At 68.1% G+C, this 24,866-nt stretch carries 28 protein-coding genes, 1 tRNA gene and 1 pseudogene; 20 read left to right on the top strand and 10 right to left on the bottom strand.

Annotation, left to right across the window (positions count from 1 at the left end; genetic code table 11):
• Positions 1-89 precede the first annotated feature (89 nt).
• Genes ACTIL2_RS11155 through ACTIL2_RS11145 form a run of 3 tightly spaced genes read right to left on the bottom strand, consistent with a single transcriptional unit; the run spans position 90 to position 2,562 of the window.
• Positions 90-959: a metal ABC transporter permease gene (locus ACTIL2_RS11155; protein WP_442337536.1), complete on the bottom strand. Its 870-nt coding sequence runs from the start codon at positions 957-959 to the stop codon at positions 90-92.
• Complete coding sequence (locus ACTIL2_RS11150; RefSeq protein WP_301498304.1) at positions 959-1,657, bottom strand: metal ABC transporter ATP-binding protein; 699 nt, start codon at positions 1,655-1,657, stop codon at positions 959-961. The genes ACTIL2_RS11155 and ACTIL2_RS11150 overlap by 1 nt, the downstream gene beginning before the upstream one ends.
• Positions 1,657-2,562: a metal ABC transporter substrate-binding protein gene (locus ACTIL2_RS11145; RefSeq protein ID WP_301498305.1), complete on the bottom strand. Its 906-nt coding sequence runs from the start codon at positions 2,560-2,562 to the stop codon at positions 1,657-1,659. Before ACTIL2_RS11145 ends, ACTIL2_RS11150 begins: the two co-directional genes overlap by 1 nt.
• Positions 2,563-2,702: 140 nt before the next feature.
• Between ACTIL2_RS11145 and ACTIL2_RS11140 the strand changes: the two genes are divergently transcribed.
• The 12 genes from ACTIL2_RS11140 (at position 2,703) to ACTIL2_RS11085 (ending at position 11,205) form a co-directional block, all read left to right on the top strand.
• A complete protein-coding gene (locus ACTIL2_RS11140; protein WP_301498306.1) occupies positions 2,703-3,374 on the top strand; it encodes a metal-dependent transcriptional regulator in 672 nt (223 codons plus the stop codon).
• Positions 3,371-4,063: a hypothetical protein gene (locus tag ACTIL2_RS11135; RefSeq protein ID WP_301498307.1), complete on the top strand. Its 693-nt coding sequence runs from the start codon at positions 3,371-3,373 to the stop codon at positions 4,061-4,063. Before ACTIL2_RS11140 ends, ACTIL2_RS11135 begins: the two co-directional genes overlap by 4 nt.
• Positions 4,064-4,153: 90 nt before the next feature.
• Positions 4,154-5,434 (top strand): phosphopyruvate hydratase, encoded by a 1,281-nt coding sequence (gene eno / locus ACTIL2_RS11130; protein ID WP_301520175.1) that lies wholly within the window; start codon positions 4,154-4,156, stop codon positions 5,432-5,434.
• Between the two features lie 30 nt (positions 5,435-5,464).
• Positions 5,465-6,232, top strand: a complete 768-nt coding sequence (locus ACTIL2_RS11125) for a septum formation initiator family protein (RefSeq protein ID WP_442337535.1) — start codon at positions 5,465-5,467, stop codon at positions 6,230-6,232.
• Complete coding sequence (locus ACTIL2_RS11120) at positions 6,232-6,807, top strand: DUF501 domain-containing protein (protein WP_442337534.1); 576 nt, start codon at positions 6,232-6,234, stop codon at positions 6,805-6,807. Before ACTIL2_RS11125 ends, ACTIL2_RS11120 begins: the two co-directional genes overlap by 1 nt.
• Positions 6,807-7,778 (top strand): Ppx/GppA phosphatase family protein, encoded by a 972-nt coding sequence (locus tag ACTIL2_RS11115; protein ID WP_442337533.1) that lies wholly within the window; start codon positions 6,807-6,809, stop codon positions 7,776-7,778. The genes ACTIL2_RS11120 and ACTIL2_RS11115 overlap by 1 nt, the downstream gene beginning before the upstream one ends.
• Positions 7,779-7,800: 22 nt before the next feature.
• Positions 7,801-7,877 (top strand) — tRNA-Leu (locus tag ACTIL2_RS11110).
• A gap of 45 nt (positions 7,878-7,922) precedes the next feature.
• Positions 7,923-8,930: a zinc-binding metallopeptidase family protein gene (locus ACTIL2_RS11105; RefSeq protein WP_442337532.1), complete on the top strand. Its 1,008-nt coding sequence runs from the start codon at positions 7,923-7,925 to the stop codon at positions 8,928-8,930.
• A gap of 30 nt (positions 8,931-8,960) precedes the next feature.
• Positions 8,961-9,713 (top strand): sulfite exporter TauE/SafE family protein, encoded by a 753-nt coding sequence (locus ACTIL2_RS11100; RefSeq protein ID WP_442337531.1) that lies wholly within the window; start codon positions 8,961-8,963, stop codon positions 9,711-9,713.
• 24 nt (positions 9,714-9,737) lie between these two features.
• A complete protein-coding gene (locus ACTIL2_RS11095) occupies positions 9,738-10,151 on the top strand; it encodes an amino acid permease (RefSeq protein ID WP_442337530.1) in 414 nt (137 codons plus the stop codon).
• A complete protein-coding gene (locus ACTIL2_RS11090; protein ID WP_442337529.1) occupies positions 10,148-10,537 on the top strand; it encodes an amino acid permease in 390 nt (129 codons plus the stop codon). The genes ACTIL2_RS11095 and ACTIL2_RS11090 overlap by 4 nt, the downstream gene beginning before the upstream one ends.
• Positions 10,534-11,205, top strand: coding sequence for a Pr6Pr family membrane protein (locus ACTIL2_RS11085; RefSeq protein ID WP_442337528.1), 672 nt, complete (start codon positions 10,534-10,536; stop codon positions 11,203-11,205). The genes ACTIL2_RS11090 and ACTIL2_RS11085 overlap by 4 nt, the downstream gene beginning before the upstream one ends.
• On the opposite strand, the gene ACTIL2_RS11080 is transcribed toward ACTIL2_RS11085, so the two are convergent.
• Positions 11,117-11,473 carry a winged helix-turn-helix transcriptional regulator gene (locus ACTIL2_RS11080; protein WP_442337527.1) on the bottom strand — a complete coding sequence of 119 codons (357 nt, stop codon included), beginning with the start codon at positions 11,471-11,473 and terminating at the stop codon, positions 11,117-11,119. The genes ACTIL2_RS11085 and ACTIL2_RS11080 overlap by 89 nt on opposite strands.
• Positions 11,474-11,595: 122 nt before the next feature.
• Between ACTIL2_RS11080 and ACTIL2_RS11075 the strand changes: the two genes are divergently transcribed.
• The 6 genes from ACTIL2_RS11075 to ACTIL2_RS11050 all read left to right on the top strand — a co-directional run bounded on the left by ACTIL2_RS11075 (position 11,596) and on the right by ACTIL2_RS11050 (position 19,536).
• Complete coding sequence (locus tag ACTIL2_RS11075; RefSeq protein ID WP_442337526.1) at positions 11,596-12,456, top strand: SDR family oxidoreductase; 861 nt, start codon at positions 11,596-11,598, stop codon at positions 12,454-12,456.
• A gap of 143 nt (positions 12,457-12,599) precedes the next feature.
• Positions 12,600-13,544 (top strand): helix-turn-helix transcriptional regulator, encoded by a 945-nt coding sequence (locus ACTIL2_RS11070; RefSeq protein ID WP_442337525.1) that lies wholly within the window; start codon positions 12,600-12,602, stop codon positions 13,542-13,544.
• A 4-nt stretch (positions 13,545-13,548) separates the two neighbouring features.
• The gene (locus ACTIL2_RS11065; protein ID WP_442337524.1) at positions 13,549-14,571 is read left to right on the top strand and encodes a zinc-dependent alcohol dehydrogenase family protein; all 1,023 of its coding nucleotides are present in this window, start codon (positions 13,549-13,551) and stop codon (positions 14,569-14,571) included.
• 262 nt (positions 14,572-14,833) lie between these two features.
• Positions 14,834-16,108 carry an MFS transporter gene (locus ACTIL2_RS11060; protein WP_442337523.1) on the top strand — a complete coding sequence of 425 codons (1,275 nt, stop codon included), beginning with the start codon at positions 14,834-14,836 and terminating at the stop codon, positions 16,106-16,108.
• A gap of 10 nt (positions 16,109-16,118) precedes the next feature.
• Positions 16,119-17,534, top strand: coding sequence for a magnesium chelatase (locus tag ACTIL2_RS11055; protein ID WP_442337522.1), 1,416 nt, complete (start codon positions 16,119-16,121; stop codon positions 17,532-17,534).
• Complete coding sequence (locus tag ACTIL2_RS11050; RefSeq protein ID WP_442337521.1) at positions 17,527-19,536, top strand: vWA domain-containing protein; 2,010 nt, start codon at positions 17,527-17,529, stop codon at positions 19,534-19,536. Before ACTIL2_RS11055 ends, ACTIL2_RS11050 begins: the two co-directional genes overlap by 8 nt.
• Here the strand turns inward: ACTIL2_RS11050 and ACTIL2_RS11045 are convergent.
• A complete protein-coding gene (locus tag ACTIL2_RS11045; protein ID WP_442337520.1) occupies positions 19,533-20,336 on the bottom strand; it encodes an SCO1664 family protein in 804 nt (267 codons plus the stop codon). The two genes, ACTIL2_RS11050 and ACTIL2_RS11045, sit on opposite strands and share 4 nt — an antisense overlap.
• Complete coding sequence (locus tag ACTIL2_RS11040) at positions 20,333-20,932, bottom strand: DUF3090 family protein (RefSeq protein WP_442337519.1); 600 nt, start codon at positions 20,930-20,932, stop codon at positions 20,333-20,335. Before ACTIL2_RS11040 ends, ACTIL2_RS11045 begins: the two co-directional genes overlap by 4 nt.
• 82 nt (positions 20,933-21,014) lie before the next feature.
• Here ACTIL2_RS11040 and ACTIL2_RS11035 point away from each other — a divergent pair, with 82 nt between their 5' ends.
• Entirely contained in the window at positions 21,015-22,175 is a 1,161-nt protein-coding gene (locus tag ACTIL2_RS11035; protein WP_442337518.1) for an alpha/beta hydrolase, read from the top strand.
• A 19-nt stretch (positions 22,176-22,194) separates the two neighbouring features.
• Here the strand turns inward: ACTIL2_RS11035 and ACTIL2_RS11030 are convergent, their stop codons facing one another.
• Entirely contained in the window at positions 22,195-22,917 is a 723-nt protein-coding gene (locus ACTIL2_RS11030) for an MSMEG_4193 family putative phosphomutase (protein ID WP_442337517.1), read from the bottom strand.
• 157 nt (positions 22,918-23,074) lie between these two features.
• Between ACTIL2_RS11030 and ACTIL2_RS11025 the strand changes: the two genes are divergently transcribed.
• Positions 23,075-23,308 (top strand): FitA-like ribbon-helix-helix domain-containing protein, encoded by a 234-nt coding sequence (locus ACTIL2_RS11025; RefSeq protein ID WP_442337516.1) that lies wholly within the window; start codon positions 23,075-23,077, stop codon positions 23,306-23,308.
• 85 nt (positions 23,309-23,393) lie between these two features.
• Here ACTIL2_RS11025 and ACTIL2_RS11020 read toward each other — a convergent pair whose 3' ends face one another.
• The 3 genes and pseudogenes from ACTIL2_RS11020 to ACTIL2_RS11010 all read right to left on the bottom strand — a co-directional run.
• Positions 23,394-23,996, bottom strand: coding sequence for a methylated-DNA--[protein]-cysteine S-methyltransferase (locus tag ACTIL2_RS11020; RefSeq protein ID WP_442337515.1), 603 nt, complete (start codon positions 23,994-23,996; stop codon positions 23,394-23,396).
• Positions 23,993-24,478, bottom strand: a complete 486-nt coding sequence (locus tag ACTIL2_RS11015; protein ID WP_442337514.1) for an RNA polymerase sigma factor — start codon at positions 24,476-24,478, stop codon at positions 23,993-23,995. Before ACTIL2_RS11015 ends, ACTIL2_RS11020 begins: the two co-directional genes overlap by 4 nt.
• Before the next feature lie 49 nt (positions 24,479-24,527).
• Positions 24,528-24,866, bottom strand: a pseudogene (locus tag ACTIL2_RS11010) (hypothetical protein); the annotation flags it as partial.

Here is a 24,866-nt window from a genome sequence, read left to right as displayed (position 1 = left end):
GGCCCCCACGGCACTGGACTACCGGGCACCGTAGCGGGGCAGGCCATTAAACTGGAGAGTCGAGAAGACAGCGGACCGGAGTACGTGACTCAGGCGGCGCCGAGACGGGCGCGGCGACGGCGCAGCACCGCCGTGGTCACCAGTCCCTCGCGGGGCGCGAAGAGATAGACCAGCAGGAAGATCCCGGCCTGGACCAGCACGATGGAGCCGCCGGCGGAGATGTCCTCGTAAAAACTCAGCCAGATCCCGGCCACTGAACTGCACCACGCCACGGCCGGGGCAATCAGCATCATCCGTCCGATCCGTCGGGTCAGCAGGTAGGCCGTCGCCCCGGGGGTGATGAGCAGAGCGACCACGAGGATCACGCCGACGGCCTGCATGGAGGCCACGACAACCAGTGCGAGGCAGACCATCACCGTCCACCTGATTGCACCGGTTCGCATCCCGATGATGCGGGCGTGCTCAGGGTCGAAGGCCCAGGCGGTGATGTTGCGTCGCATGACGAGCATGATCACCAGGGCAAGCGCGCCGAAGATGAGGACCTGGACCAGCGACTCCTGGGAGATGCCGAGCAGGTTTCCGAAGAGGATCTCCTGCAGGTTCGTCCCCGCCGGGGTCACTGAGACCAGGACAAGCCCGAGGGCGAACAGGGCGGTGAAGATGACCCCGATGGCCGTGTCGCCCTTCAATGTGGTGCGTTGACCCACCGCCCCGACCATGCCGACGGCGAGGAGCGCGGCGATGAGGGCGCCGATGGCGAACGGCCAGCCGAGGATGTAGGAGACCACCACGCCGGGCAGCACGGCGTGGGAGACCGCGTCGCCCATCAGCGACCAGCCGATGAGCACGAGCCAGCAGGACAGCAGGCCTGCGATCACGGCCGTGCCCGTGGCCACGATCAGGGCGCGTTGGATGAACCCGTAGTCGAGGGGTTCGAGGAACCACAGGATGTCGGACATCATGCCTCCGTTCCGGGCGTGCTGAAGGTGGACATGAGGTTGTCGGTGGTGAGGACGTCCGCAGGGGTGCCGTGGGCGACGACCGCGCGCTGGAGCATGGTGACGGTGTCGCACAGTTCCGGGACCGACCCGAGGTCATGGGTGGAGATCAGGACACAGCGACCGTCGTCGGCCATGGCGCGCAGCAGGTCACTGATCGTCGCCTGACTGACCGTGTCGACCCCGGCGAACGGCTCGTCGAGCAGTATGACGCCGGCGTCCTGCGCCAGGCCGCGTGCGACGAACGTCCGCTTCTTCTGCCCGCCGGAGAGCTGTCCGATCTGACGGTCGGCGAGTGCGGTCAGGTCGGTGCGGGTGAGGGCGTCGTCCACCGCGTGCCGGTCGGCCACACGGGGGCGTTTGAGCAGGCCCATGTGCCCGTAGCGACCGGTCATCACCACGTCGCGCACACTGACCGGGAAGGTCCAGTCGACCTTCTCCGACTGGGGGACGTAGGCGGTGCTGCCCGAGACCGAGACCGTCCCGCTGTCGGGACGGACGCCACCGGTGAGGGTGTTGAACAGGGTGGACTTGCCGGACCCGTTCATGCCGATCAATCCGTGGATTGCACCGGCGTCCAGTTCCAGGGAGACGTCCTCGAGGGCGCGGACCGTGCCATAGCTCACCGACACCTCGCGCAGGGTGATGGCGTGTCCCACTAGCGGTCGCCCCGCATGCCCTCGACGATGGTGTCGACGTCGTAGCGGATCAGGTCGAGGTAGGTCGGGGCGTCGCCGCCGTCCTCGGTGAGCGAGTCGACGTAGAGCGTGCCGCCGTCGCGGGCGCCGGTGTCCCGGATGAGCTGATCCTTCGGGCCGGGGTCCACGGTGGATTCACAGAAGACCGCGGGGACGTCGTTGTCCTCGACGAACGACGCGGCGGCGCGGATCTGGTCGGGGGTGATCTCCGCGTCGGAGTTCACCGGCCAGATGTAGCTCTCTGCCATGCCGGCGTCCCGGGTGAGGTAGCTGAAGGCACCCTCGCAGGTCTGCAGGGCACGCTGGTTCTCCGGCAGGTGGGACAGTCCGTCGGTGAGGTCGCCCTGGACCTCGTCAAGCTGAGTCTTGTAGGCCCCGGCGTTGTCCCGGAAGGTGTCCGCGTCATCGGGCCGGAAGTCGCTGAGGGCGTCGACGATGTTGTCGACGTAGACCTTCGCCAGCGTCGGGCTCATCCAGGCGTGGGGGTTGGGCTCGTCGGTGCCTTCGATCGGGACCGGGTCGATGCCCTCGGTGACGGTGACCCGGGTGGCGTCGGAATCCGCGGTGAGCTTGTCCACCCAGTTCTCCAGGCCCAGGCCGTTGCTGAGGATCACCTCGGCGCCGGCGGCGGTGCGGATGTCCCCGGGAGTGGGGTCGTACCCGTGGATCTCGGCGCCGGGCCGGGTCAGTGAGGAGACCTCGAGGGTGTCGCCGGCGACCTCCTGGGCCATGTCGGCGAGGATCGTGAAGGTGGCGAGGACCTCGGGGGTGTCGCCCCGTGCGTCATCGGACGAGCAGGCGACGAGGCCGCCGGCGAGGAGAATCGAGGTCGTTGCTGCGGTGGTTCTGCGGATAGTACGGATCACAAGAGTTCTCCACGGTCGATTGGATAAGTTCAATGACACGAACTCTACACTTCAGTCCCTGTGAATGACAACGGTGCCGGTGAGACCGGTTCCGTGGAGTACAGGCGGAGCACAGCGGTGGTTGGGGTAGACTCACCGCCATGCATGTCACCGATCTGCCGGACCGGTCGCAGGACTACCTCAAGAAGATCTACGATCTCCAGGAGTGGGACCGCAGCGGCGCGTCCCTCTCCGTCCTCGCCGATGAGCTGGGGCAGCGCCGCTCCACCGCGTCGGAGGCGGTGAAGAGGCTCGTCGCCGAGGGGCTCGTCGTCCACGCCCCCTACGGCGACATCACCCTCAGTGAGGACGGCCGCCAGCTGGCGTTGCAGATGGTTCGCCGCCACCGGCTCATCGAGACCTACCTGCTGCGCGAGCTCGACTACGGCGTCGACGAGGTCCACGACGAAGCTGAAGTCCTCGAACATGCCGTGTCCGACACCTTCATCGCCCGCATCGACGCGGCGATGGGCCACCCCGTCCGCGACCCCCACGGCGACCCGATCCCCGACGGGGACGGGAAGATCGCCGTCCCGGACACCGAACCGCTCTCGGAGGCGACGGTGGGCCAGCGACTCCTCGTCGACCGGATCAGCGACCGCGACGGCGCGCTGCTGCGCTACCTGCAGGACAACGGCATCGCGCCGGGGGTCCACCTCGTCGTCGGTGAACGTCCCTATCCGGATATGGCGGTGCTCACGGTGGAGGGACGTGGCGTCCAGCTCTCCGTCGCATCACTGTCGGCGATCCTCTGCCTCGCGGAGGACCAGTGACAGCAGGCTCCCGTCCGAGTGGACGTGCCGGGTGCGGTGGATTCGTCGGCCTGATCGCCACCGTCCTGCTCGTCGTCATCGTCGTCGGGGTGTTTCTCGTCGACGAGCGGGAACCGGAGGAGGAGCGCGTCCCGGTACCGGACGACGTGCCCCCGGCACGCGCCTCGACCGTGCACGACCTCGCCGCGACCGCCGAGTCACTCTCGATGCCGGAGGAGCATCTCGCCGGCTACATCAGTGGTGCCCAGACCGTGGCGTCGGAGTTCCCGTCCTGCAACATCGCCTGGAACACGCTGGCGGGTATCGGTTTCATCGAGTCGCACCACGGCACCTACGGGGCAGGGGAGGACGGCGGCCGGATCATCGGTCCGCGGTTGGACGGCTCAGGTGAGTTCATGGAGATCCCGGACACCGACAACGGCGAACTCGACGGTGACCCCGAGTACGACCGCGCCGTCGGGCCGATGCAGTTCCTCCCCGAATCCTGGGGGATCTACGGCGCCGGCGGAGACCCGCACGATATCGGCGACGCCGCCGCGGCCGCCGGACGCCTGCTCTGCGGGCACGACCGCGACCTGGACACCGCCGACGGGTGGAGCCGGGCGCTGTTCAGCTACAACCGTTCCGAGGAGTACATGATCTCGGTGCGCGACGCCGCTGCGAACTACGCACTGGGTCAGGCGGCCTGACCGGCTGGCTGACGGACGTGGTGCGGATAGGGCAGTATGGTGGTGACTGATATCCCACCGACTTCTCCAGCCGAGGAGGCTGACACCCACATGGCCGAAATCATGCAGATCATCGCCCGCGAAATCCTGGACTCCCGTGGTAACCCGACAGTCGAGGTCGAGGTCGGTCTGGACGACGGCTCCGTCGGACGGGCCGCCGTGCCCTCCGGCGCCTCCACCGGTGTGCACGAGGCACACGAACTGCGGGACGGTGGCGACCGCTACCTCGGCAAGGGCGTCCTCGAGGCCGTCAGTAACGTCATTGGTGAGATCGACGAGGCTCTGGCAGGCATCGAGGCCGACGACCAGCGCCTGGTGGACCAGGCCATGATCGAGCTGGACGGCACACCCAACAAGTCCCGCCTCGGTGCCAACGCCATCCTCGGTGTCTCCATGGCCGTGGCCAAGGCCGCCGCCGAGTCCGCCGGCCTGCAGCTCTTCCGTTACATCGGCGGCCCCAACGGCCACGTCCTGCCCGTGCCGATGATGAACATCCTCAACGGCGGCGCCCACGCCGACTCCGGGGTGGACGTCCAGGAGTTCATGATCGCCCCGATCGGCGCGGAGACCTTCAGCGAGGCCCTGCGCACCGGTGCCGAGGTCTACCACTCCCTGAAGAAGGTGCTGAAGGACAAGGGACTGTCCACCGGCCTGGGCGACGAGGGTGGCTTCGCCCCCTCGGTCGACTCCACCCGTGCTGCGCTGGACGTCATCGACGAGGCGATCTCCGCCGCCGGTTACACCCTCGGTACGGACGTGGCACTTGCGCTCGACGTGGCCGCCTCCGAGTTCTACGAGGACGGCCACTACAACTTCGAGGGTGGCAAGCGCACCGCCGAGGAGATGGCGAAGGTCTACGGCGAACTCGTCGAGGAGTACGCGCTGGTCTCCATCGAGGACCCGCTGCACGAGGACGACTGGGAGGGCTGGGCCAAGCTCACCGCGGAGATCGGTGACAAGGTCCAGCTCGTCGGCGACGACCTCTTCGTCACCAACCCGGAGCGCCTGCGTCGCGGTATCGACGAGGACGTCGCCAACGCCCTGCTGGTCAAGGTCAACCAGATCGGTACCCTCACCGAGACCTTCGACGCCGTCGCCCTGGCACACAACAGCTGCTACAAGTCCATGATGTCCCACCGTTCCGGTGAGACCGAGGACACCACCATCGCCGACCTGGCCGTCGCCCTGAACTGCGGCCAGATCAAGACCGGTGCGCCGGCCCGTTCCGAGCGCGTGGCGAAGTACAACCAGCTGCTGCGCATCGAGAGCTACCTGGAGGGTGCCGCGGTCTACGCCGGTGCCTCCGCCTTCCCGCGGTTCACTGCGAAGTAGTCGCGGTAGGACCGACTAGTATCGCCCTCTATGGGAACCGAGGACCGTCGCACGACCCGGGCCGCAGGGCCGTCGGAGGAACGCAGGCGCGCACGCGCCCGCTCCGACGGCTCCAGCGCGCCCGGGTTGCCGCGTCCCCGGTCGGTCGAGAAGCGGGACCGGCGTAGCCGGGAGGTGCGGGACGCGCCTCGCAAGCTCGCCCGCAGCTTCGTCGAACTGCCGAAGCGGATCAATCCCCTGGTGACGGTCGCCGTGGTGCTGGTCGTCGCCTTCGTCGCCCTGTCCGTGGCGACTCCGCTGCGGAATTACTTCCAGCAGCGGGCCGAACTCGCGGAGGTCAACGCCACCATCGAGCGCCAGATCGACGAGCGCGACCGGCTCAATGAGGAACTGGACCGCTACGACAGTGAGGCCTACATCCGCGAGCAGGCCCGGACGCGGTTGGGTGTGGTGGAGCCGGGGGAGTCGGCGTTCCGGCTGATGGATCCCCGGATCAACACGTCCTCGCCCGCGGACCCCGGCCAGGAGGAGTCCGCGGATGACCCGGACCCGTGGTACACGCAGTTGTGGGGGTCGGTGTCCGAGCCGGACGAGGACGGCGACGGTCCGTCCGGCGAGGGCTCCGGTGACGGCGACGGAGACGACGGTGACGGCGACGGAGACGACGGTGACGGTGACGGCGGGTCCAACAATCTGCCGATCGACCCGAACCAGGATTCACCTGCGCAGGAGGGCGACCAGGACGTCCAGGAACAGCAGCAGGAACAGCAGCAACAGCAGCAGCAGGGAGCGCAGTAGTGACCGTCAGTGACGCTGACTTCGAGACCATGTCCCGCCAGCTCGGCCGGAGGATCCGCGGGGCGATCGAGGTGTCCTACCGCACCCCGGACGGCGAGCCGGCGGTGGTGAAGACCTCGCCGCGGCTGCCGGACGGGACCCCGTTCCCCACGCTGTACTACCTCACCGACCACCGCCTGACGGCCGAGGCGTCCCGCCTGGAGGTCGCCGGGGTGATGCGCACGATGCAGGGCAGGTTGACCCAGGACCCCGACCTGGCGGCCGACTACCGTGCTGCGCACGAGCACTACCTCGCGGAGCGCAACGCCATCGAGTCCCTGGGCACGGACTTCTCCGGCGGCGGCATGCCGGACCGGGTGAAGTGCCTGCATGTGCTGATTGCCTATGCGCTGGCGGAGGGTCCCGACCGGGTCCGGCTGGGCACGGAGGCCGTGGCGCTGGCCGCGGCGAACAACCGGAAGCTGTCCGGCACGGCGATCCCGGCGGACTGGCCGACACCGGAGTCGCTGGGGACATCCATCCGGGACGCCTTCGACGGGAACATCGACGAAATGATCTACGAGGAGGGGGAGTAGTGGCCACCGGAACCTTCGCCTCGATCGACTGTGGCACGAACTCGATCCGCCTGCTGATCACCGAGGTCGCCGACGACGGGACGCTGCGGGAGATCAACCGCGACAACATCATCGTCCGCCTGGGGCAGGGCGTGGACGCCACCGGGCGTTTCGCCGGTGCGGCCCTGGACCGGGTGGACGAGGCCCTGGGAACCTACGCCGACCGCATGGTGTTCCACGGGGTGACGGACGTGATGATGGGGGCGACCTCGGCGACCCGTGATGCGGCGAACCGCGAGGACTTCTTCGCTATCACACGCCGCCACCTGGGGAGGATCGCCCCGGGCACACAGGCAGAGGTGGTGTCCGGGATCCGGGAGGCGGAGCTGTCCTTCGCCGGTGCCGTGGCCGATCTGGGGCAGGTGGGGCCCGACGAGCGAATCTGCGTGATCGATCTGGGTGGGGGATCGACGGAGTTCGTGGTCAACAGTGCGGAGGACGGCGGGATCGGCGAGGCCTACTCCGCCGACATGGGCTGTGTGCGCCTGACAGAGCGCTACCTGCACTCGGATCCGCCGGTCGATGCCGAGATCGCTGATGCACGGGCGTACGTGGATGGGCTGATGGGTGTTGTCGGTGAGCACGTTGACCTGGGGGCCGTGACCCGCGTGGTCGGAGTCGCCGGGACCGTCACCACTGTGGGCGCGATCCACCTGGGGCTCGGGGAGTACGCCCCGGAAGCGACGCATATGTCGGAGCTGGACCTGGAGGGTTTCCGGGAGTCGGCGTTGGCCCTGCTGGGGCAGACGGTGGAGCAGCGCCGGTCGTACCCGGCGATGCACCCGGGGCGTGCGGACGTGATCGGTGGCGGCGCTATCGTGATCGACGCCTTCGCGTCCCGGTTCCTGGAGCAGGGGCTGTCCACGATCACGGTGAGTGAGAAGGATATCCTGGACGGGATGCTGGCCGAGGTGATCGCGCGTAATGCGTAGTGGCCTCCTGGTCTAGCGCCACGCCCCTATAGCCCAATTGGCAGAGGCAGCGGACTTAAAATCCGCGCAGTGTGGGTTCGAGTCCCACTGGGGGCACCATCGAGTGCATGCGCTACCCCGGTGCCCCTGTGGCATACTCGGCGCATGAAAGCGTACCGCTGCCGCGTGTGCAGCAATGACCTGTTCTTCGAGAACTCCGAGTGCGTGGGGTGCGGGAGCACTCTGGGGTATTCGCGCAGCGAGCGGGACATCGTCCCGGTTGACGCCAACAAGATCTACACCGACCGGCACGGTACCCTCTGGTTCCGCTGCCGAAACTACGACATCTCCCGGTGCACCTGGCTGGCCGCCGATCCCGGCGGCCAGTGCTCCGCCTGCGATTTCACCCGTACCCGCCCCAATGACGAGGACGCCATCGGCCTGGCGAACTTCCAGTCGTCCGAAAGCGCCAAGCGCCACCTCGTCGCGGAACTGGACGCCCTCGGCTTCGACTTCGCGAACAAGGCCGAGGACCCGGACGGCGGTCTGTGCTTCGACCTGCTGTCCTCGGTGGACGGGGAGGTGGTGACCGGGCACGCCAACGGGGTGATCACCATCGATTTGGCGGAAGCGGATGATGCCCACCGGGAATACGTGAAGACCCAGCTCAACGAGGCCTACCGCACCATGCTCGGCCATTTCCGGCACGAGGTCGGCCACTACGTTGAATGGCAGCTCGTGGAGAACGGTGCCCCGGACGTCCTCGCCCGGGCGCGCGAACTCTTCGGCGATGAGACCGTGGACTACCAGGAGACGGTTGACCGGCACTACAGGCAGGGGCCGCCCGGGAACTGGGAGGAGTCCTACATCTCCTCCTACGCGACGATGCACCCCTACGAGGATTTCGCGGAGACCTGGGCGCACTACCTGCACATCTCCGACACCATCGAGACCGCCGTCCAGTACGGCCTGGTGCCCGCGGAGAAGGTCCAGGAGACCCGTGGTGTCCGCGACACCGTCACCGAGGTGTGGACGCCGTTGTCCACCGCGCTGAACATGGTCAACCGCTCCATGGGCAGTGATGACGTCTACCCGTTCGTCATCCCGGCGCCGGTTCTCGACAAGCTCGTTTTCATAGCGTCGCTGCGTCCCGGCGGCCCCGGTGAAAGGTGACCCCGTGCCCCGGGCATAGAGTTGGATGACGTGCTCACCATCGCCCTCATCCTTGTTGCCGCCGTATTCATCGGGGCGCTGATCCAGCGGATCACCGGCATGGGGGTCGGGCTGATCGCCGGGCCGATCCTGTCGGTGGTGCTGGGGCCGGCCGCCGGTGTGACCGTGGTCAACGGACTGTCGACCATCAACGCGGTGAACAACGCGTGGGCGGTGAGGAGGGAGACGGACTGGCGCCGGTTCGCCTACCTCGCCGGGGGCCTGGTGCTCGGTTCTGTTCCGGCGGTGTTCGTGGTCATGGCGATCGACGGGCCGTGGCTGCTGGTCACTGTCGGCGTCCTCGTCCTGCTGGCACTGGCGGTGACGATGTTCAGGCCGGACACCTCGCGGCTGTCCGAGCACTCCAGGCTGCCGATGATCATCGCGGGCGCCGCCGGTGGGTTCATGAGCACCGTCGCCGGCATCGCCGCCCCGGCGTTCACGGTCTACGCGCGGCTGACCGGCTGGGACTACAAAGACTTCGTGTCCACCCTGCACCCGGTGATCATGGTGGCCAACACCGTGTCCTTCCTGCTGAAGATCATCATCTTCGGCGGCGTCGATGTGGGTGGCCTGCCGGTGTGGGTGTGGCTGGTCGCCATCGCGGCGATCTTCGTGGGCGCCTTCTTCGGCGACAAGCTCTACAACCGGATCTCCAGCGAGGGGACGCGCAAACTGGCGACGTTCCTGGCCTTCGCCGGCGCGGTCACGCTGGTGGTCAACGGGGTCGTCGGGATGGTCTGACCGCGGCGTCTATAGTGTTCAGCCATGACATGGTTGCTGATCTTCGCCGTCCTCGTGGTGGCCCTGGTCGCCGGCGCGGTCCTTCCGCGGCGGGCACGGTACCTGGACGGGCAGGACCGGGACGGCGACCGTGGGGCGGGCTTCCCCTGGTTCTGGCTGGTGTTCCCACTGACGGCCCTGCTCACCGCATTGGCGGTGGGGGCGTGGTTGCCGGGCGCCGGGATCTCGGCCGGGGGCGATTTCGGCTGGACGATGTATGCACCGCTCGGTGACGCGGTCCACGAGTCAGAGTGGGATTCCGTCCGGAACGACTACCTCTCCGACGATCAGGCGTGGAGCCTCCTGTTCTTCGGCGACGTGGGACGATTCGTCTATCCTGCGGTGGCTGCGCTCGGAATCGTACTGACAGCTCTCGCGTGGCGGAGGCGGCGGATATGACCTGGATCTTTCTGGGCGCGGTTGTGCTGGTGTCCGTGGTGGGAGCCGTCCTGCTGCCGCGGCGCGCACGGGGTGGGGAGTCGCAGGACGTGCTGAGCTTCCCGTGGTTCTGGGTGGTTTTCCCACTGACCGTCCTGGCCACCATGTGTGCGGTCGGCCTCCTGGTTGCTGCATTTTCCGACGCGCACCTGGTGCAGGAACAACCGGTGCCGTGGGCCCTGCCCTACCCGGACAGCACGATTGACGGACTCCAGTTCATCTCCGGTGAACAATGGCGTGACATGGTCGGGCCCCTTGCCCCGGTCTTCTTCTTCTGGTTCTGGCCGATTGCCGCGGTGACGGGGATCGGACTGTGCGTGTGGGCCTGGCGGAGTGGTCGGTGGTGACTGAGCGGAGTAACGCCTGGAGACTCCTTGCCGCGGCGGGCATCGTCCTCACCCTGGTCGTCCAGCTCGTCGAGACCATCGGGTTCGCGCAGGACGATGGCCGGGATGTGGGAACCGTGGTGCTCAACTGGTTCAGCTTCTTCACCACGGTGTCTGCGATCACGGCGGTTGTCGCGCTCATCGTGCCTCCGCGGAGGGCGGGTGGCGTCCTGCAGATCTGTGCGGCCTGCTACACCCTGGTCGTCGGACTGGGATACAACCTGCTGCTCCGGGGCGCCCAGGGCGCACCGGGGGACACGGGCTGGTGGACCAATGAGGTCGTGCACGTGGTGGTTCCCCTGGTGATGCTCGTCGATGTGTGGGTGACCCGGCGGGAGTTCCGGGATCCCCCGCGTCCCGGGTTGTCCGGAGCCCGCATCATTGCCGTGGTGCTCGCGCTTCCGGCTGTGTGGACGGTCTACATCCTCGTCCGTGGCTGGTACCCCTACTTCTTCCTTGATCCGGACGAGATGGCCGGCGGTCCTGCCGGGGTGGGGGCCGTGCTGCTGGGAACAGGCCTGTTCATGGCAGTGCTCGCGGTTATTCTGACGAGGATTCAGTCAGGTGCGCGTAGAGGGCATCGCGGAGGCCGCGCAGATGGGGGACAAGCGTCCGGCCGCCGTCGGTGAGACCGTAGACGGGATGGTGGCCGTGCTCCTCACCGCGGGTGACGAATCCGTCGTCGGTGAGCGTGCGGAGCGTCTGCGACAGCATTCGCTCGCTGCACCCGTCCACTGCCCGGTGGAGGTCGCCGAACCTGGCCGGGGCATTCTCGTCCAGTGCCAGCAGGACCAGGGGAGCCCAGCGTCCGGTGACGTCGCGCAGTACCGACCGGGACAGGCAGAAGCGGTTCAGCACGTCCATGGACCGGTCGCATGGTGGGGTTGTTTCGTTCATCGTGCATCTCTCCTCGGGAATTTCCTTGACGCGTCAACCATTGTAGCTTACGATCGGTAAGCGCTTACAAAAAGTAAGTGAACAGAACGACGAACACAACAAGAAATCCCGAGGAGTACACCATGACCATCGCCGTCACCGGAGCCAGCGGACAGCTTGGCCGCCTCGCCATCGACGAACTGCTTTCCCGGACACCCGCCGACAACATCGTCGCCCTCGTCCGTGACCCCGCCAAGGTCGCCGACATCGCCGACCGGGGAGTCACCGTCCGCACCTTCGACTACGACCAGCCGGACGCTCTGGCCGGGGCCCTCGAGGGTGTCGACCGGCTCCTGTTCATCTCCGGAAACGCCATCGGGCAGCGCATCCCCCAGCACAAGGCCGTCATCGACGCCGCCGTCGAGGCCGGTGTCGACTTCGTGGCGTACACCAGCTTCCTGCACACCGACCAGGCGTCCATCATCGCGGTCGCCCCCGAGCACAACGAGACCGAGCGGTTGCTCGCCGAGGCTCCTGTGAAGGTCGGACTGCTGCGCAACGGCTGGTACACGGAGAACCACGAGGACCAGGTCAAGCAGGCGGTCCAGTCCGGCACGCTGGTATCGAGTGCCGGTGACGCCCGCATTTCGGCTGCGCCCCGCCGGGACTACGCCGCTGCCGCAGCAGTGGTGCTCACCGCCGACGAGGCGCCGGACGCCACCTACGAGCTGGGTGCCGACGAGTCGTTCACCTACGCTGACCTGGCGGCAACCGCCAGCGAACTGTCCGGGAAGACGGTCACGGTCGCGAATGTCTCCCCTGAGGAGCACAAGAAGGTCCTCGTCGACGCCGGTACCCCGGAGCCCCTCGCCGACTTCCTGGTGTCCACGGATGCGGCTATCGCCGCCGGTGAGCTCGAGGACCCGGCCCCGGGAGAGTTCTCGGAGCTCATCGGTCGGCCGACGACCCCGCTCGCGGACGTCGTGAAGACCTGGGTGGGCTGATCACCGTGCCGTGACGCCGGACCGTCCCGAGAAGGCCCAGCGTCCGGCGGTACAGAAGGTGCTCCGGTTGCTGGCGAAACAGGTACCGGCAGGGCACGTCTCACCGGCGGCCCCGTGAGCGCATCGGCACTAACCTCGGGACCATGGATGACAGCCAACGCAGGACGACCCGGGCGCGCGGCAGCGTGAAGGACGAGGTCCGCGAGTTCCTCACGACCCGCCGTGCCCGCATCAGCCCGGTTCAGGTCGGCCTGCCGGACACCGGCAACCGGCGGGTTCCCGGACTGCGTCGCAACGAGGTCGCCGATCTCGCGGGCATCAGCGTGGACTACTACGCGAAGCTGGAACGTGGGCGGATCGCCGGCGCGTCCTCCTCCGTCCTGGAATCCCTCGCCCGCGCACTGGAACTCAACGACGCCGAAAGGTCCCATCTGTACGACCTCGCCCGTGCCGCGGACGGCGCGCCGACGTCCGGACGCAGCCGCGGGAGGAGGGGCAGCCGGGGACGTCCCGGGGGCCGGCCTCCCCGTGAATCGTTGGTGCGGGTGGTGGACTCCATCACCGGCGCGGTCGCCTTCCTCCGGGACGAGATGCAGAACATCGTCGCAGTCAACGATCTCGGCCGGGCCTTCTACTCGCCGGTGATCGGGGATGCGCTGTCCGAGGATACGCAGGACACGGCCCCCAACCTCGCCAGATTCCAGTTCCTCGACCCGGCGGCCCGGGACTTCTACCCGGACTGGGACACGATGGCGCAGATGTGCGTCGGGGTGATGCACGCCGAGGTCGGACGCAATCCCACCCACCGGGATCTCCAGGACCTGGTGGGTGAATTGTCCACCTGCAGCCCGGAGTTCAGCGGACTGTGGGCCGCCCATGACGTGAGGATCCACGGTTCCGGCACCAAGCGGTTCAACCATCCCGAGGTCGGGGAACTGGTGCTGGCTTTCGAGGAACTCGCGGTCACCGCCGACGACGGGCTGCACCTGTACGTCTACTCGGCGGAACCCGGGTCGGCGTCGGAGGACAAACTGAAGGTGCTGGCGTCATGGTCGGTCACCGAAACAACGACGGCAGAAGGAGCCTAGGTCAATGCGCGGAGTCATCATGAAAGCCCCCGGCGACGTCCGGGTCGAGGAGCGTCCCGACCCCGGTATCGAGGAGCCCACGGATGCGGTGATCAAGGTCGTCGCCGCCTGCGTCTGCGGCTCCGACCTGTGGCCCTACCGTGGCACGGACGAGGTCGAGGACCATCCGATGGGGCACGAGTACGTCGGCGTGGTTGAGCAGGTCGGCGACGAGGTGGCCACGGTGAGCACCGGCGACTTCGTGGTCGGCTCCTTCATCACCTCCGACGGCACCTGCCCGATCTGCCAGGCGGGTTACCAGTCCCGCTGCGTCAACGGCACATCGGTGGGTGGCGCCATCGGGACGCAGGCCGAGTATGCCCGGATCCCCGACGCCGACGGCACACTGGTGGCCACCCCGTCCTACCCGGACGAGGACCTCATCCCCTCACTGCTCGCCGCGTCCGACGTCCTCGGCACCGGCTGGTTCGCCGCGGACGCCGCCGAGGCAGGCCCCGGGAAGACAGTCGCCGTCGTCGGGGACGGCGCCGTCGGGCTGATGGGGGTGCTGGCGGCGAAGCAGATGGGTGCTGAGCGGATCATCGCGATGAGCCGCCACGCCGACCGCCAGGAGCTCGCCCGTGAGTTCGGTGCGACCGACATCGTCGAGGAGCGCGACCGTGACGGGGTGGCGAGGATCAAGGAGCTCACCGACGGCCTCGGCGCACATTCCGTGATCGAAGCCGTGGGAACGCAGGAGTCGATGATGCAGGCCGTGCGCGCCACCCGTCCCGGCGGCCACATCGGCTACGTCGGCGTCTCCCACGACGTGGAACTGCCCGGTGACCGCCTGTTCTTCGGCCTGGTCCACCTGCACGGCGGCCCGGCCCCGGTGCGTCGCTACCTGCCGGAGCTCATCCGGTTGATCCTCGACCGCAGCATCAACCCGGGCCGGGTGTTCACCCGGCAGCTTCCGCTGGACGAGGCTGCGGCGGGGTACGAGGCGATGGACAAGCGTAAGGACGTGAAGGTGCTGCTGTGGCCGTAGCGGACCGACGGTCCGCGATCTGAGTCAACGCCCGGGTGGGGTGTGTGCCGAGAATCACGGCCGGGAACCAGGGAATCCGCCCGGTTGCGTTTGTGTAAGCAGGGGCGAAGGCCGACAATGGGACATTCACGTCACAGGGCCCCGGGTGGGGAAGACACCCCCACGTCCGGGGCTTTTGCTGTGGCTGAACGCCCGCTGCAACGCAACCGATCAGACACCATGAACGAGGAGGGACCCGCCCGTGAAAAGGCCCACGTCACCCATGACTTCCACCCGGCTCACGAAGCTGGCGCCGTCCCAGGTGGTCCACCGGAAGCCTGTCCCACGCCAGACGGAGATGGGACGCCGCCGCCGTCCGATCGCGATGCTCGCCCTGGCGCTCGGCGGATTCGGCATCGGCACCACCGAGTTCGTGTCCATGGGGCTGCTCAACCTCATCGCCGACGACTTCGGCATCACCGAGGCCGAGGCCGGCCACATCGTGACCGCCTACGCCTTCGGCGTGGTCGTCGGAGCCCCGCTGATCACCACATTGACCGGCCGCGTCCCACGCAGGCGCCTGATCATCATCCTGATGGCAGCGTTCATCATCGGCAACCTGCTGACCGTCTTCGCCACCGGCTACGGCCTGTTGCTGGTCTCCCGGTTCATCGCCGGTTTCCCGCACGGCGCCTACTTCGCCGTGGCGAACCTCATCGCCGCGTCCATGGCGGAGCCCGGTAAACGGGGACAGGCCATCGCCCGGATCTCGCTGGGCCTGGCCACCGCGACAGTGGTTGGTGTACCCGCCGCGCAATGGCTGGGGCAGTCACTGGGTTGGAACGTGGCCTACGGTCTGGTCGTCGTCATCGGACTGCTGTGCTTCGCCGGGCTGTGGCACTCCATGCCCCACATGGTGCTGATGCCGTCGACCCGCCCCAGCACCGAGATCGGTGCCCTGGTCAACCCGCAGGTGATGATGTCCCTGGCGGCCGGGGCCGTCGGTTTCGGCGGCATGTTCTGCGTGTACACCTACATTTCCTGGACGATGACCGACCGTGCCGGGTTCCCGGGGGAGCTGATGTGGCTCGTCCTGATGGTCTACGGCATCGGCATGGTCATCGGAAACATGCTCGGCGGACGCCTGGCGGACATCAACGTGGATTTCGCGATCGTGGGCTCGTTCGTCACGATGATCGTGATGCTGGTGCTGTTCTTCTTCGGCAGCACCGTTGCCCCACTGGCGATCCTGCTGTTCGGGTTGGTGTCCATCGGCGGCGGCGTGCTCACGGTCAATATGCAGACACGGTTCATGGATGTCGCAGGGGACGCGCAGAACCTCGCCGCGGCAATGAACCAGGCGGCCTTCAACATCGCCAACGGTGCCGGCGCGGCAGTCGGCGGTGCCGTGATCAGCGCCGGATTCAACTACTCCTACCCGGCGTTGGCGGGCGCGGGCCTGGCGATCGGCGGCCTGGTCATCTTCCTGCCGGCCATGTTCCTGCGCCGCCGGCAGCTCCGCGCCGCCAGCACGGACGGGGCGAAAATTCAGGCGTAGCGTCGGGGGCATGAACGCTCCCGCAGCTTCTGAAGCACCATCAGCAACCACCGTCGGCGAACTCAGGGCGTCCGGACACGTCCAGAAGAGCCTGCGCACCGAGATCCGTGACAACCTCCTCGCCGCGTTGCGGGAGGGCCGTGACCCCTGGGAGGGTCTGCACGGCTTCGGGCCGACCGTTGTCCCGCAGGTCGAGCGTGCCCTCATCGCCGGCCATGACATCGTGCTGCTCGGCGAGCGCGGCCAGGGAAAGACCCGCCTGCTGCGCACCCTCGTGGGTCTGCTCGACGAGTGGACGCCGGTCATCGACGGTTCCGAGTTGGGCGAGCACCCCTACGACCCGGTCACCCCGGAGAGCCGCCGCCGTGCGGCAGACCTGGGAGACGGTCTCCCGGTTGTCTGGAGCCACCGCGACGCTCGCTACGCGGAGAAACTCGCCACCCCGGACACGTCCGTCGCCGACCTCATCGGCGACGTCGACCCGATGAAGGTCGCTGAGGGACGCCACCTCGGTGATCCGGAAACCATCCACTTCGGCCTGGTCCCGCGCAGCCACCGGGGCATCGTCGCGATCAATGAGCTCCCCGATCTGGCTGAACGTATCCAGGTCGCCATGCTCAACGTCATGGAGGAGCGGGACGTCCAGATCCGCGGCTACGTCCTGCGCCTGCCGTTGGACGTGCTGGTCGTGGCCAGTGCGAATCCCGAGGACTACACCAACCGCGGACGGATCATCACCCCGCTCAAGGACCGCTTCGGCGCGGAGATCCGCACCCACTACCCGGTGGAGCTCGACGACGAGATCGCCGTGATCGTCCAGGAGGCCGATCTGGGCACTGACCCGGCGGCGACGGTCCCGGATTTCCTCCTGGAGATCCTGGCCCGGTTCACCCGGGCACTGCGGGAGTCGTCGTCCGTCGACCAGCGCAGTGGCGTGAGTGCCCGCTTCGCCATCGCCGGGGCGGAGACCATCGCCGCCGCCGCGGTGCACCGGGCCGTCCGGCAGGGTGAGGACGCCGCGGTCGCCCGGCCGGTCGACCTGGAGACCGCGGTGGATGTCCTCGGCGGCAAGATCGAATTCGAGTCCGGTGAGGAGGACCGGGCGGACGAGATCCTCGACCACCTGCTGCGCACCGCCACCGCCGCCACCGTCCGGGACCGCTTCGCCGGGCTGGACCTGGAGCCACTGGTCACCGCGTTGGACGGCGGGACACTGGTCAACACCGGTGAGCAGATGACCGCGTCCGACTTCCTGGCCGGGCTGCCGGAACTCGGGGACCCGGACCTCTACGGCACCATCCAGGACCGCGTCGGTGCGTCCGGTGACGGGGAGAAGGCCGCGGCGGTGGAGCTGGCACTGGAGGCGCTCTTCCTGGCGCGGCGCGTGGACAAGGAGACGCTCGGGGGCGACACGGTGTATGGCTAGCGGAACGGGCAGGACGAACAGGCGGCTGACCAGGGGGTCACGCTTCGGGCGTTACACCGGCGGGCCGGATCCGCTGGCCCCGCCGGTGGACCTCGGCGAGGCCGTGGACGCGATCGGGGAGGACGTGATGGCCGGCTACTCCGCGGAGAAGGCCATGCAGGAGTACCTGCGCCGGGGTGGCCAGGACATGCCGGGCCTCGATGACCTGGCGCGCCGGGTCTCCGAGCGCCGCCGTGAGCTCGCGCAGGAGAACAACCTCACCGGAACCCTCCAGGAGGTCCGCGAACTGCTGGATCGGGCCGTCCTGCAGGAGCGCGGGCAGCTGGCCCGCGACATCACCATCGACGACGCCGAGCGTGCGTTCGCCGAGATGGAACTGCAGAACCTCCCGCCGTCCCCGGCTGCGGCGGTCAGCGAGCTGCAGGACTACCAGTGGCACAGCGGGGAGGCGGAGGAGACGTTCGGGCAGATCAGGGACCTCATGGGCCGTGAGATGCTCGACCAGCGCTTCGAGGGGATGAAGGAGACGCTGGAGAACGCCACCGACGCTGACCGCGAGGCCACAAGGGAGATGGTCGACGACCTCAACGACCTGCTCTCCGCGCAGCGCAGCGGGGAGTTCACGGAGGAGCAGATCCAGGAGAAGTTCGACGACTTCATGGCGAAGCACGGCGGGTATTTCCCGGAGAACCCGCGGAACATCGGTGAACTGCTGGACACCCTGGCCGCCCGGTCCGCCGAGGCGCAGCGCATGCGCAACGCGATGACCCCGGAGCAGCGCGCCGAGCTGGATGCCCTGGCGAGTGAGGCCTTCGGTTCCCCGGAACTGCTGGGTTCCCTGCAGCAGCTGGACGGCAACCTCCAGTCGTTGCGTCCGGACGAGGACTGGAACGGCACCGACAACACCAGCCAGGGTGTGTTCCAGGACGTCGCCGACCTGGACCAGCTGGTCGAGCAGCTCTCGCAGTCCTACGCGGGTTCCACGTTGGACGACATCGACCTGGATGCGCTGGAGCGTCTGCTCGGCGACGACGCCGGGGTACAGGCACGCACGCTGCGGCAGCTGGAGAAGGCGCTGCGCAACTCCGGTGTGCTGCGCCGCGGGGCCGACGGCAACCTGCGGCTGTCGCCGAAGGCCATGCGCCAACTGGGAAAGTCGTTGCTGAAGGATGCCGCCGACCGGCTCTCCGGCCGCAGTGGCAGCCGGGACATGCTGCGCAGCGGAGCCGGTGGTGAGCTGTCCGGGGCATCCCGCCCGTGGGCGTTCGGGGACACCGAACCGTGGGACGTGACCAGGACGGTGACGAATGCAGTGGTCCGTACCGCGGCGGAAGGCGGGGACCCGGCCGGTGGTGTGCGCCTGGACATCGACGACGTGGAGGTCCAGGAGACCGAGGCCCGCACCCAGGCGGCGGTGGCACTGCTGGTGGACACGTCCTTCTCCATGGCGATGGAGGGACGCTGGGTGCCGATGAAACGCACCGCACTGGCACTGCACACCCTGGTCACCACCCGGTTCCGGGATGACGACCTGCAACTGGTCACCTTCGGGCGCCGGGCGCAGGTCACCGACATCGATACCCTGACAGGCCTGGAGGCCGAATGGGAGCAGGGCACCAACCTGCACCACGGGCTGCTGCTGGCCAACCGGCACTTCCGTAGGCACCCGAACGCCCAGCCGGTGCTGCTGATCGTCACCGACGGTGAGCCGACCGCGCACCTCGGGGCCGGCGGGCACGCCTTCTTCGACTATCCCCCGAACCCGCTGACCATCGCCAACGCTGTCCGGGAGCTGGACAAGGCCACGCGCTTCGGTGCCCAGACCACGTTCTTCCGGCTGGGTTCGGATCCCGGCCTGGCCCGGTTCGTCGACTCGATGGCACGGCGGGCGGAGGGGACCGTGGTGGCCCCCGACCTGGACGACCTGGGTGCCGCGGTGGTGGGGGAGTACCTGGGGTCCCGGCGGGGCAGCCGGGGCCGCGGCGGTGGCCACGGGGGCTAGAACAGTGGCCAGGGCACCGCGGGCATCCCACCACGGGGTGCCGGGAACCCGGCGGTCTCCAGCAGCAGGTCGCAGCGCTCGGAGAGGGCGACGATCTCCTCGAGGCTGAGGAGCTCCTCCAGCTGTTCGCCGAGGTCGCCGTCCAGAGCGTCCCGGATCCGCCGGACATCGGCGAGTTCGCCGTCCTGCAGTGGTTCGCCGACCCACCCCCACAGGACCGTGCGCAACCGGTGGCTGGTGTGGAAGGTCAGACCGTGGTCCACGCCGAAGCGGTGGCCGCCGGGCATGGGCAGGATGTGGCCGGCCTTGCGGTCGGCGTTGTTGGCGAGGATGTCGAAGACCGCCATGCGGCGCAGCTCCGGGGAGTCCTCGTGGATCAGCGAGACCGGCTGGTCGTGGGCGTCGAGACCGTCGAGGACGTGCCGCCAGCCGGACTCCGACCGTTCATTGAGGTCTTCTGCGGCGACCAGGTCAACCGGGTCCTGCGCCCGGTCGATCTCCTGCCACAGCTGCACCATTCCCGTGCCGAACGGGCCCTCCCGAAGCCACGTCGGCGGGACCACGTTCCACCTCAGAGCCTCCGACAGCAGGTAGGACGCGACCTCACGCTGGGCGAGGGTGTGGTCGGGGAAATCCCACAACGGCTGCTCGCCCATGGTGGGCTTGTAGACCACCTGGGTCTCCCCGATGAGGCCGAGGAAGGTGGCGTTGGATGCCTCGGTGATCCGGGAGTCCAGCTCCAGCGGGCCGTCCGGGACCCCGTCCGGAGTGGCCCCCGGTTCCCCGTTCGGCGCCGTCACGGTTCGTCCGGGAACTCGCAGACGTGGCCCGCGGGGCCGTCCTCCGGGTCGATCGGCCGACCGCAGCGTGGGCAGGTCGGGCGTCCCGCCCCAACGATCGCCTTCGTCCTGTCGACGAAGGCGCGTGCGGCACCGACCGGCATCCTGACCACGAAGACCTCGTCCGGCTCCACCTCCAGTTCGAAGGTCTCGGAGTCGGAGTCGATGGCGTCCTGCAGCTCCTCGAGCTCCTCGGGTTCGAGCTCGGGCGGGGGAGCGGCCTCGACCACGATCTGCGAGGTGGTCGGGTCCCAGCCGAGGGTCAGGACGCCGACCTGGAACTCCTCGTCCAGGGGCAGGTCCAGCGGGTCATTGTCGACCAGCAGGTCCGGCGTGACGTCCGGAATGTTGTGCGGGTTCCCGTCCTCGTTCCTCAGGGTGGTGAGGAGTTCCTCGATCCCCTCCGCGAGGGCGGCGGACTGCTGCTTCTCCAGGGACACGCTGACGGTCACACCCCGGTCCCGGGCCTGCAGGTAGAACGTCCGGTCCCCGGGCATCCCTACAGTGCCGACGACGAAACGGTCGGGCCAGTCGAATCCGTGTGTGATGGTGGGCATGTCACACATTGTAGGAGCGTGGGGCCAAGTACGGTAGCGCAGGCATTGTCGATCCGGGTCGTCCCTGGTAAAGAAAAAGTGCATGTCCACGATTCCGGTCGGGTACCTCATCGGCTCGCTCGTTGCCGCCGTGATCGCCTGCCTCGCACTGTGGCCCAGGCCCACACACGGCCCGCGGGTCACACCTGCGCTGGTCCTGGCGATGTCCGGCAGCGAACTGCCGCATGTTTTCCTCGTCCTGAATCTGCTGTCGACGGTCATTGCACTCGGCGCCGGGGACGTGTCCACGCCTGTCGGCATGGTGGCGCTGGCGGTGTCGGTGTTCGCGTTCGGCGCACAGATCCGGGTCATCGCCCTGGCGTGTGGGACGAGGGCAGCATTCGCCGGGGCGCTCGGTTCGTTCGCCGGTGCCGGTGGGTTGTTCACGGGTCCGGGGTGGAGGGACTGGTTGCGCGCATGTGTGGCACCGGTGCATGTGGGATACCGGGACGTGGAGCGGATCCGGGCGATCCCCTACGGTCCCCACGGGCCGGGGAATCTGCTCGACCTCTACCGGGCCCGCCGTCCGGTACCCGCCCGGGGCGTGCTGATCCAGCTGCACGGCGGCGGGTTCTTCAGCGGTCGGCGCAGCAAGGAGGCCCGTCTGCTCATGGAGCGGTTCGCCGCCGACGGGTGGCTGTGCCTCAGCGCGGACTACCGGCTGCGGCCGGCAGCATTCCCCGACCAGTTGGTGGACGGGAAAAGAGTGATCGCCTGGGCCCGGGAACATGCCGCGGAGTACGGAGGGGATGCCGGGACCGTGGTGCTCGTCGGAGGGTCGGCAGGCAGCCATACGTCCGTGACCTGTGCACTGACAGCGAATGACCCGGGGTTCCAGCCTGGTTTCGAGGAGGCGGACACCCGGGTGTCGGCGGTGGTGGGGTTGTACGGCTATTACGGTCCGGCGCCGACCCACGGCATGAATTCGGATCCGGGGGACTACCTCGGTGAGGGGGAGCAACCGCGGGAGGACGTGCCGCCGGTGATGATGGTCCACGGGGACCGGGATCCGATGGTCGCCGCTGACTCGGCGCGGGAACTCTCCGGGCGTCTCGGGGACGTGTCGGCTGCGCCCGTGGTGTACGTGGAGCTTCCCGGTGGCCACCACACGCTGGACCGTTTCGACTCGCTGCGGTGCTGCGGGGTGGTGGACGGCATCGGGGTTTTCCTGGACGGTGTCCTGGGCCGGACCCCGCGGAGGTAGGTGTTCGGATGCCCAGGTTTCAGTCGTGTCCGGCGCCGCCGCCAACCTGGGCAACGTCCTGCGCCTTCCCGTCCCCCTCCTTCGGACGCAGCCACGACAGGTCGCCGGCCTCGGTGTTCACGGCAAGGACGTGGGGGTCGGAATCCGCTTCCGCCGGGTAGTGGACGATGGACACGGACGCGGGATTGGCGTGGACGCGCTGGAAATGGTCGAAGGGCATGCCGTAGGCGTCCGCGATGACTGACTTGATGATGTCGCCGTGGGTGACCGCCACCCATACCGCTTTGTCGCCGTGCTGTTCCTGGATGGCGGCGTCGTGGGAGCGGACTGCTGCGACGGCCCTGGCCTGCATGTCGGTCAGTGATTCGCCACCGGGGAAGATAGCCTTGCTCGGTTCACCGGTGACGGTCTTCCAGAGCTCCTCCTTGGCGAGGTCCGCGAGTTTGCACCCCTGCCAGTCGCCGTAGTCGCATTCGTTGAGGCGGTCGTCGGTGGCGAGGGTCAGGCCGGTCCCGGACGCGGTGGCGTCCTGCCTGCGGAGGATCGCCTGTGCGGTCTGCCTGCAACGCTCCAGTGGGCTGGAGACCACGCCGGCCAGCGGCACGTCGGCGATTCGTTCGGCGGTGCGTCCCACCTGCTTGTCCCCGGTGTCGTCGAGGAGGACGCCCGGGGTGCGTCCGGCGAGGACGCCCTGCGCGTTGGCGGTGCTGCGGCCGTGGCGGACGAGGATGACTGTAGCCATGGTGACGAGGGTAGGTGATGCGGCGACAGCTCGTTCGGTTCCCAGCCATCGCACTCATGCCCTGGGAAAGCACCCGACGGGGGCGCGAGTGCGATGGTTGGGGTACAGGAGACGGGTACGCTTTCATGAGTGATAGCAGAATAGGGAGGCGATCCACATGACATCCATCGTGGTACGAGGGCTCGACGAGTCGGTGAAAGAACAGTTGGCTGCGCAAGCAAAGGAGCACGGACGCTCGATGGAGGCGGAAGTGCGGGAGATCCTCACCAGAGAAGTTCATCGTCCCAACATTGGTGTGGAAATTGCCCGTGCTGCCAGGGCAGCCGGGGGGTTCGACGGCCTTTCCATCCCGGAACGTACCGGTGAGGCCCGGGGCGTGGACTTCGGATGATCATCCTGGACACCCGCTGTGTGCGACACGGAACACCAAGGATTTCGAGGGTATCGGGGTAGAGACCATCAACCCCTGGCGCTGACTAGTTGTAGTTCTCCAGCTCCAGGAGCACCGTCTTGGCCTCCAACCCGCCGCGGTAACCGCCGAGACCACCGTCGGAACGCAGTACCCGGTGGCAGGGGATGACCACCGGGATGGGGTTCGTGGCGCACGCCGTGCCGACCGCGCGCACCGCCTTCGGGTTGTCGATGTGTTCGGCGACCTGCTTGTACGTCTCCGTCTGTCCGAAGGCGATCTGCGGCAGGTAACGCTGCACCGTCCGCCGGAACCCGGAGGACAGGCGGAAGTCCACGGGGAGGTCGAAGTCGCGCCGGGTGCCGGTGAAGTACTCGTCCAGTTCTCTCGCGACCGGGTCCAGCCTGCGTGGGGCCTCGAGGACCCGCGGGCTGATCTTCGTGGCCAACTCCTCCAGGACGGCGTCGACCCCTTCGAGTTCGAAGGCGATACGCACCAGACCGGCTGGGGTGGCTGCAAGGAGGAGCGGTCCGACCGGGGAATCGACGGTGCGGTAGGCGACGTCCAGCAGTCCGTCATCATGGGCCTGGGTGGCGAGTCGGTCAGCGAGGCGCGCGAGATCGGCATCCTCCGCGGGGTCCCGAGCGGGAAAGAAGTCGGTGGTGCTCATCGGGGGTCTCCTGTGTTGTCGGGGACGGTGCGCCGCAACGTCCTGATCCCGTCGGACGCGGCTCTGCGCACCGCGTCCGGCGTCCCACCGATCAACTCGGCGGTCTCGGTGTGGGGCAGTCCGCCGAGGTAGTGGTAGGCGACGGCCAGGCGTTGGCGTTCGGGCAACGCGCCGACGGCCGCCCACACGCCGGATTCATCGAAGGCCTGGACCGCGGGCGACGGGACGTCCGGGAGGTCATCGGTGGGGACGGCGTGACGGGACCGCGCCCGAGTGATGTCCAGGGCCTTGCGGTGGGCGACGCGCACCAGCCATGCCTCGGGATTCCTGACCTCGTCCCGCCCCGGCCAGTCACGCAGCGCGGCGAGGAAGGTTTCCGACCAGGCGTCCTCGGCGTCCTGTCCGGGGCCGAGGACGGCGCGGCAGACCCGCAGCACGGTGGCCCCGTGCTGCTTCACCGCTCGGTCGAAGGGGAGTGTCATCGTCACATAAGGGTAGACGCGCGGGCGACGCGGAATGTGAGTCCGGAACTCACGCCGGCTGCCGCACGCGTCGCCGAACGGCGCGGTCAACGGGAACCGCCAGCACCGACACCTTCGCCAGCGCCCACTCCAGCGGCCCCTTGCCGATGAACAGTGCCCACAGCATGCAACCGCCGGTCACGCACAGCACCATGGGCCAGAACGGGTCGAGGGCCAGGAAGCCGTCCATCGCCTCGACGCCGGTGTGGATGTCCCCCTCGCCGGCGACCCAACCCGCCCACACCACCAGGTGTGCCGTGTAGGCCGTCAGCGGCATCGAACCCACGATCCTGAGTGGCGGAACCGGGTCGTGCACAGCAGCACGCATCCGGCGATCACAGCCAGGGCG

It is taken from the genome of Corynebacterium sp. (assembly GCF_052107835.1).
Classification (GTDB): domain Bacteria; phylum Actinomycetota; class Actinomycetes; order Mycobacteriales; family Mycobacteriaceae; genus Corynebacterium.
This window is presented reverse-complemented; position numbering and strand designations above follow the sequence as displayed.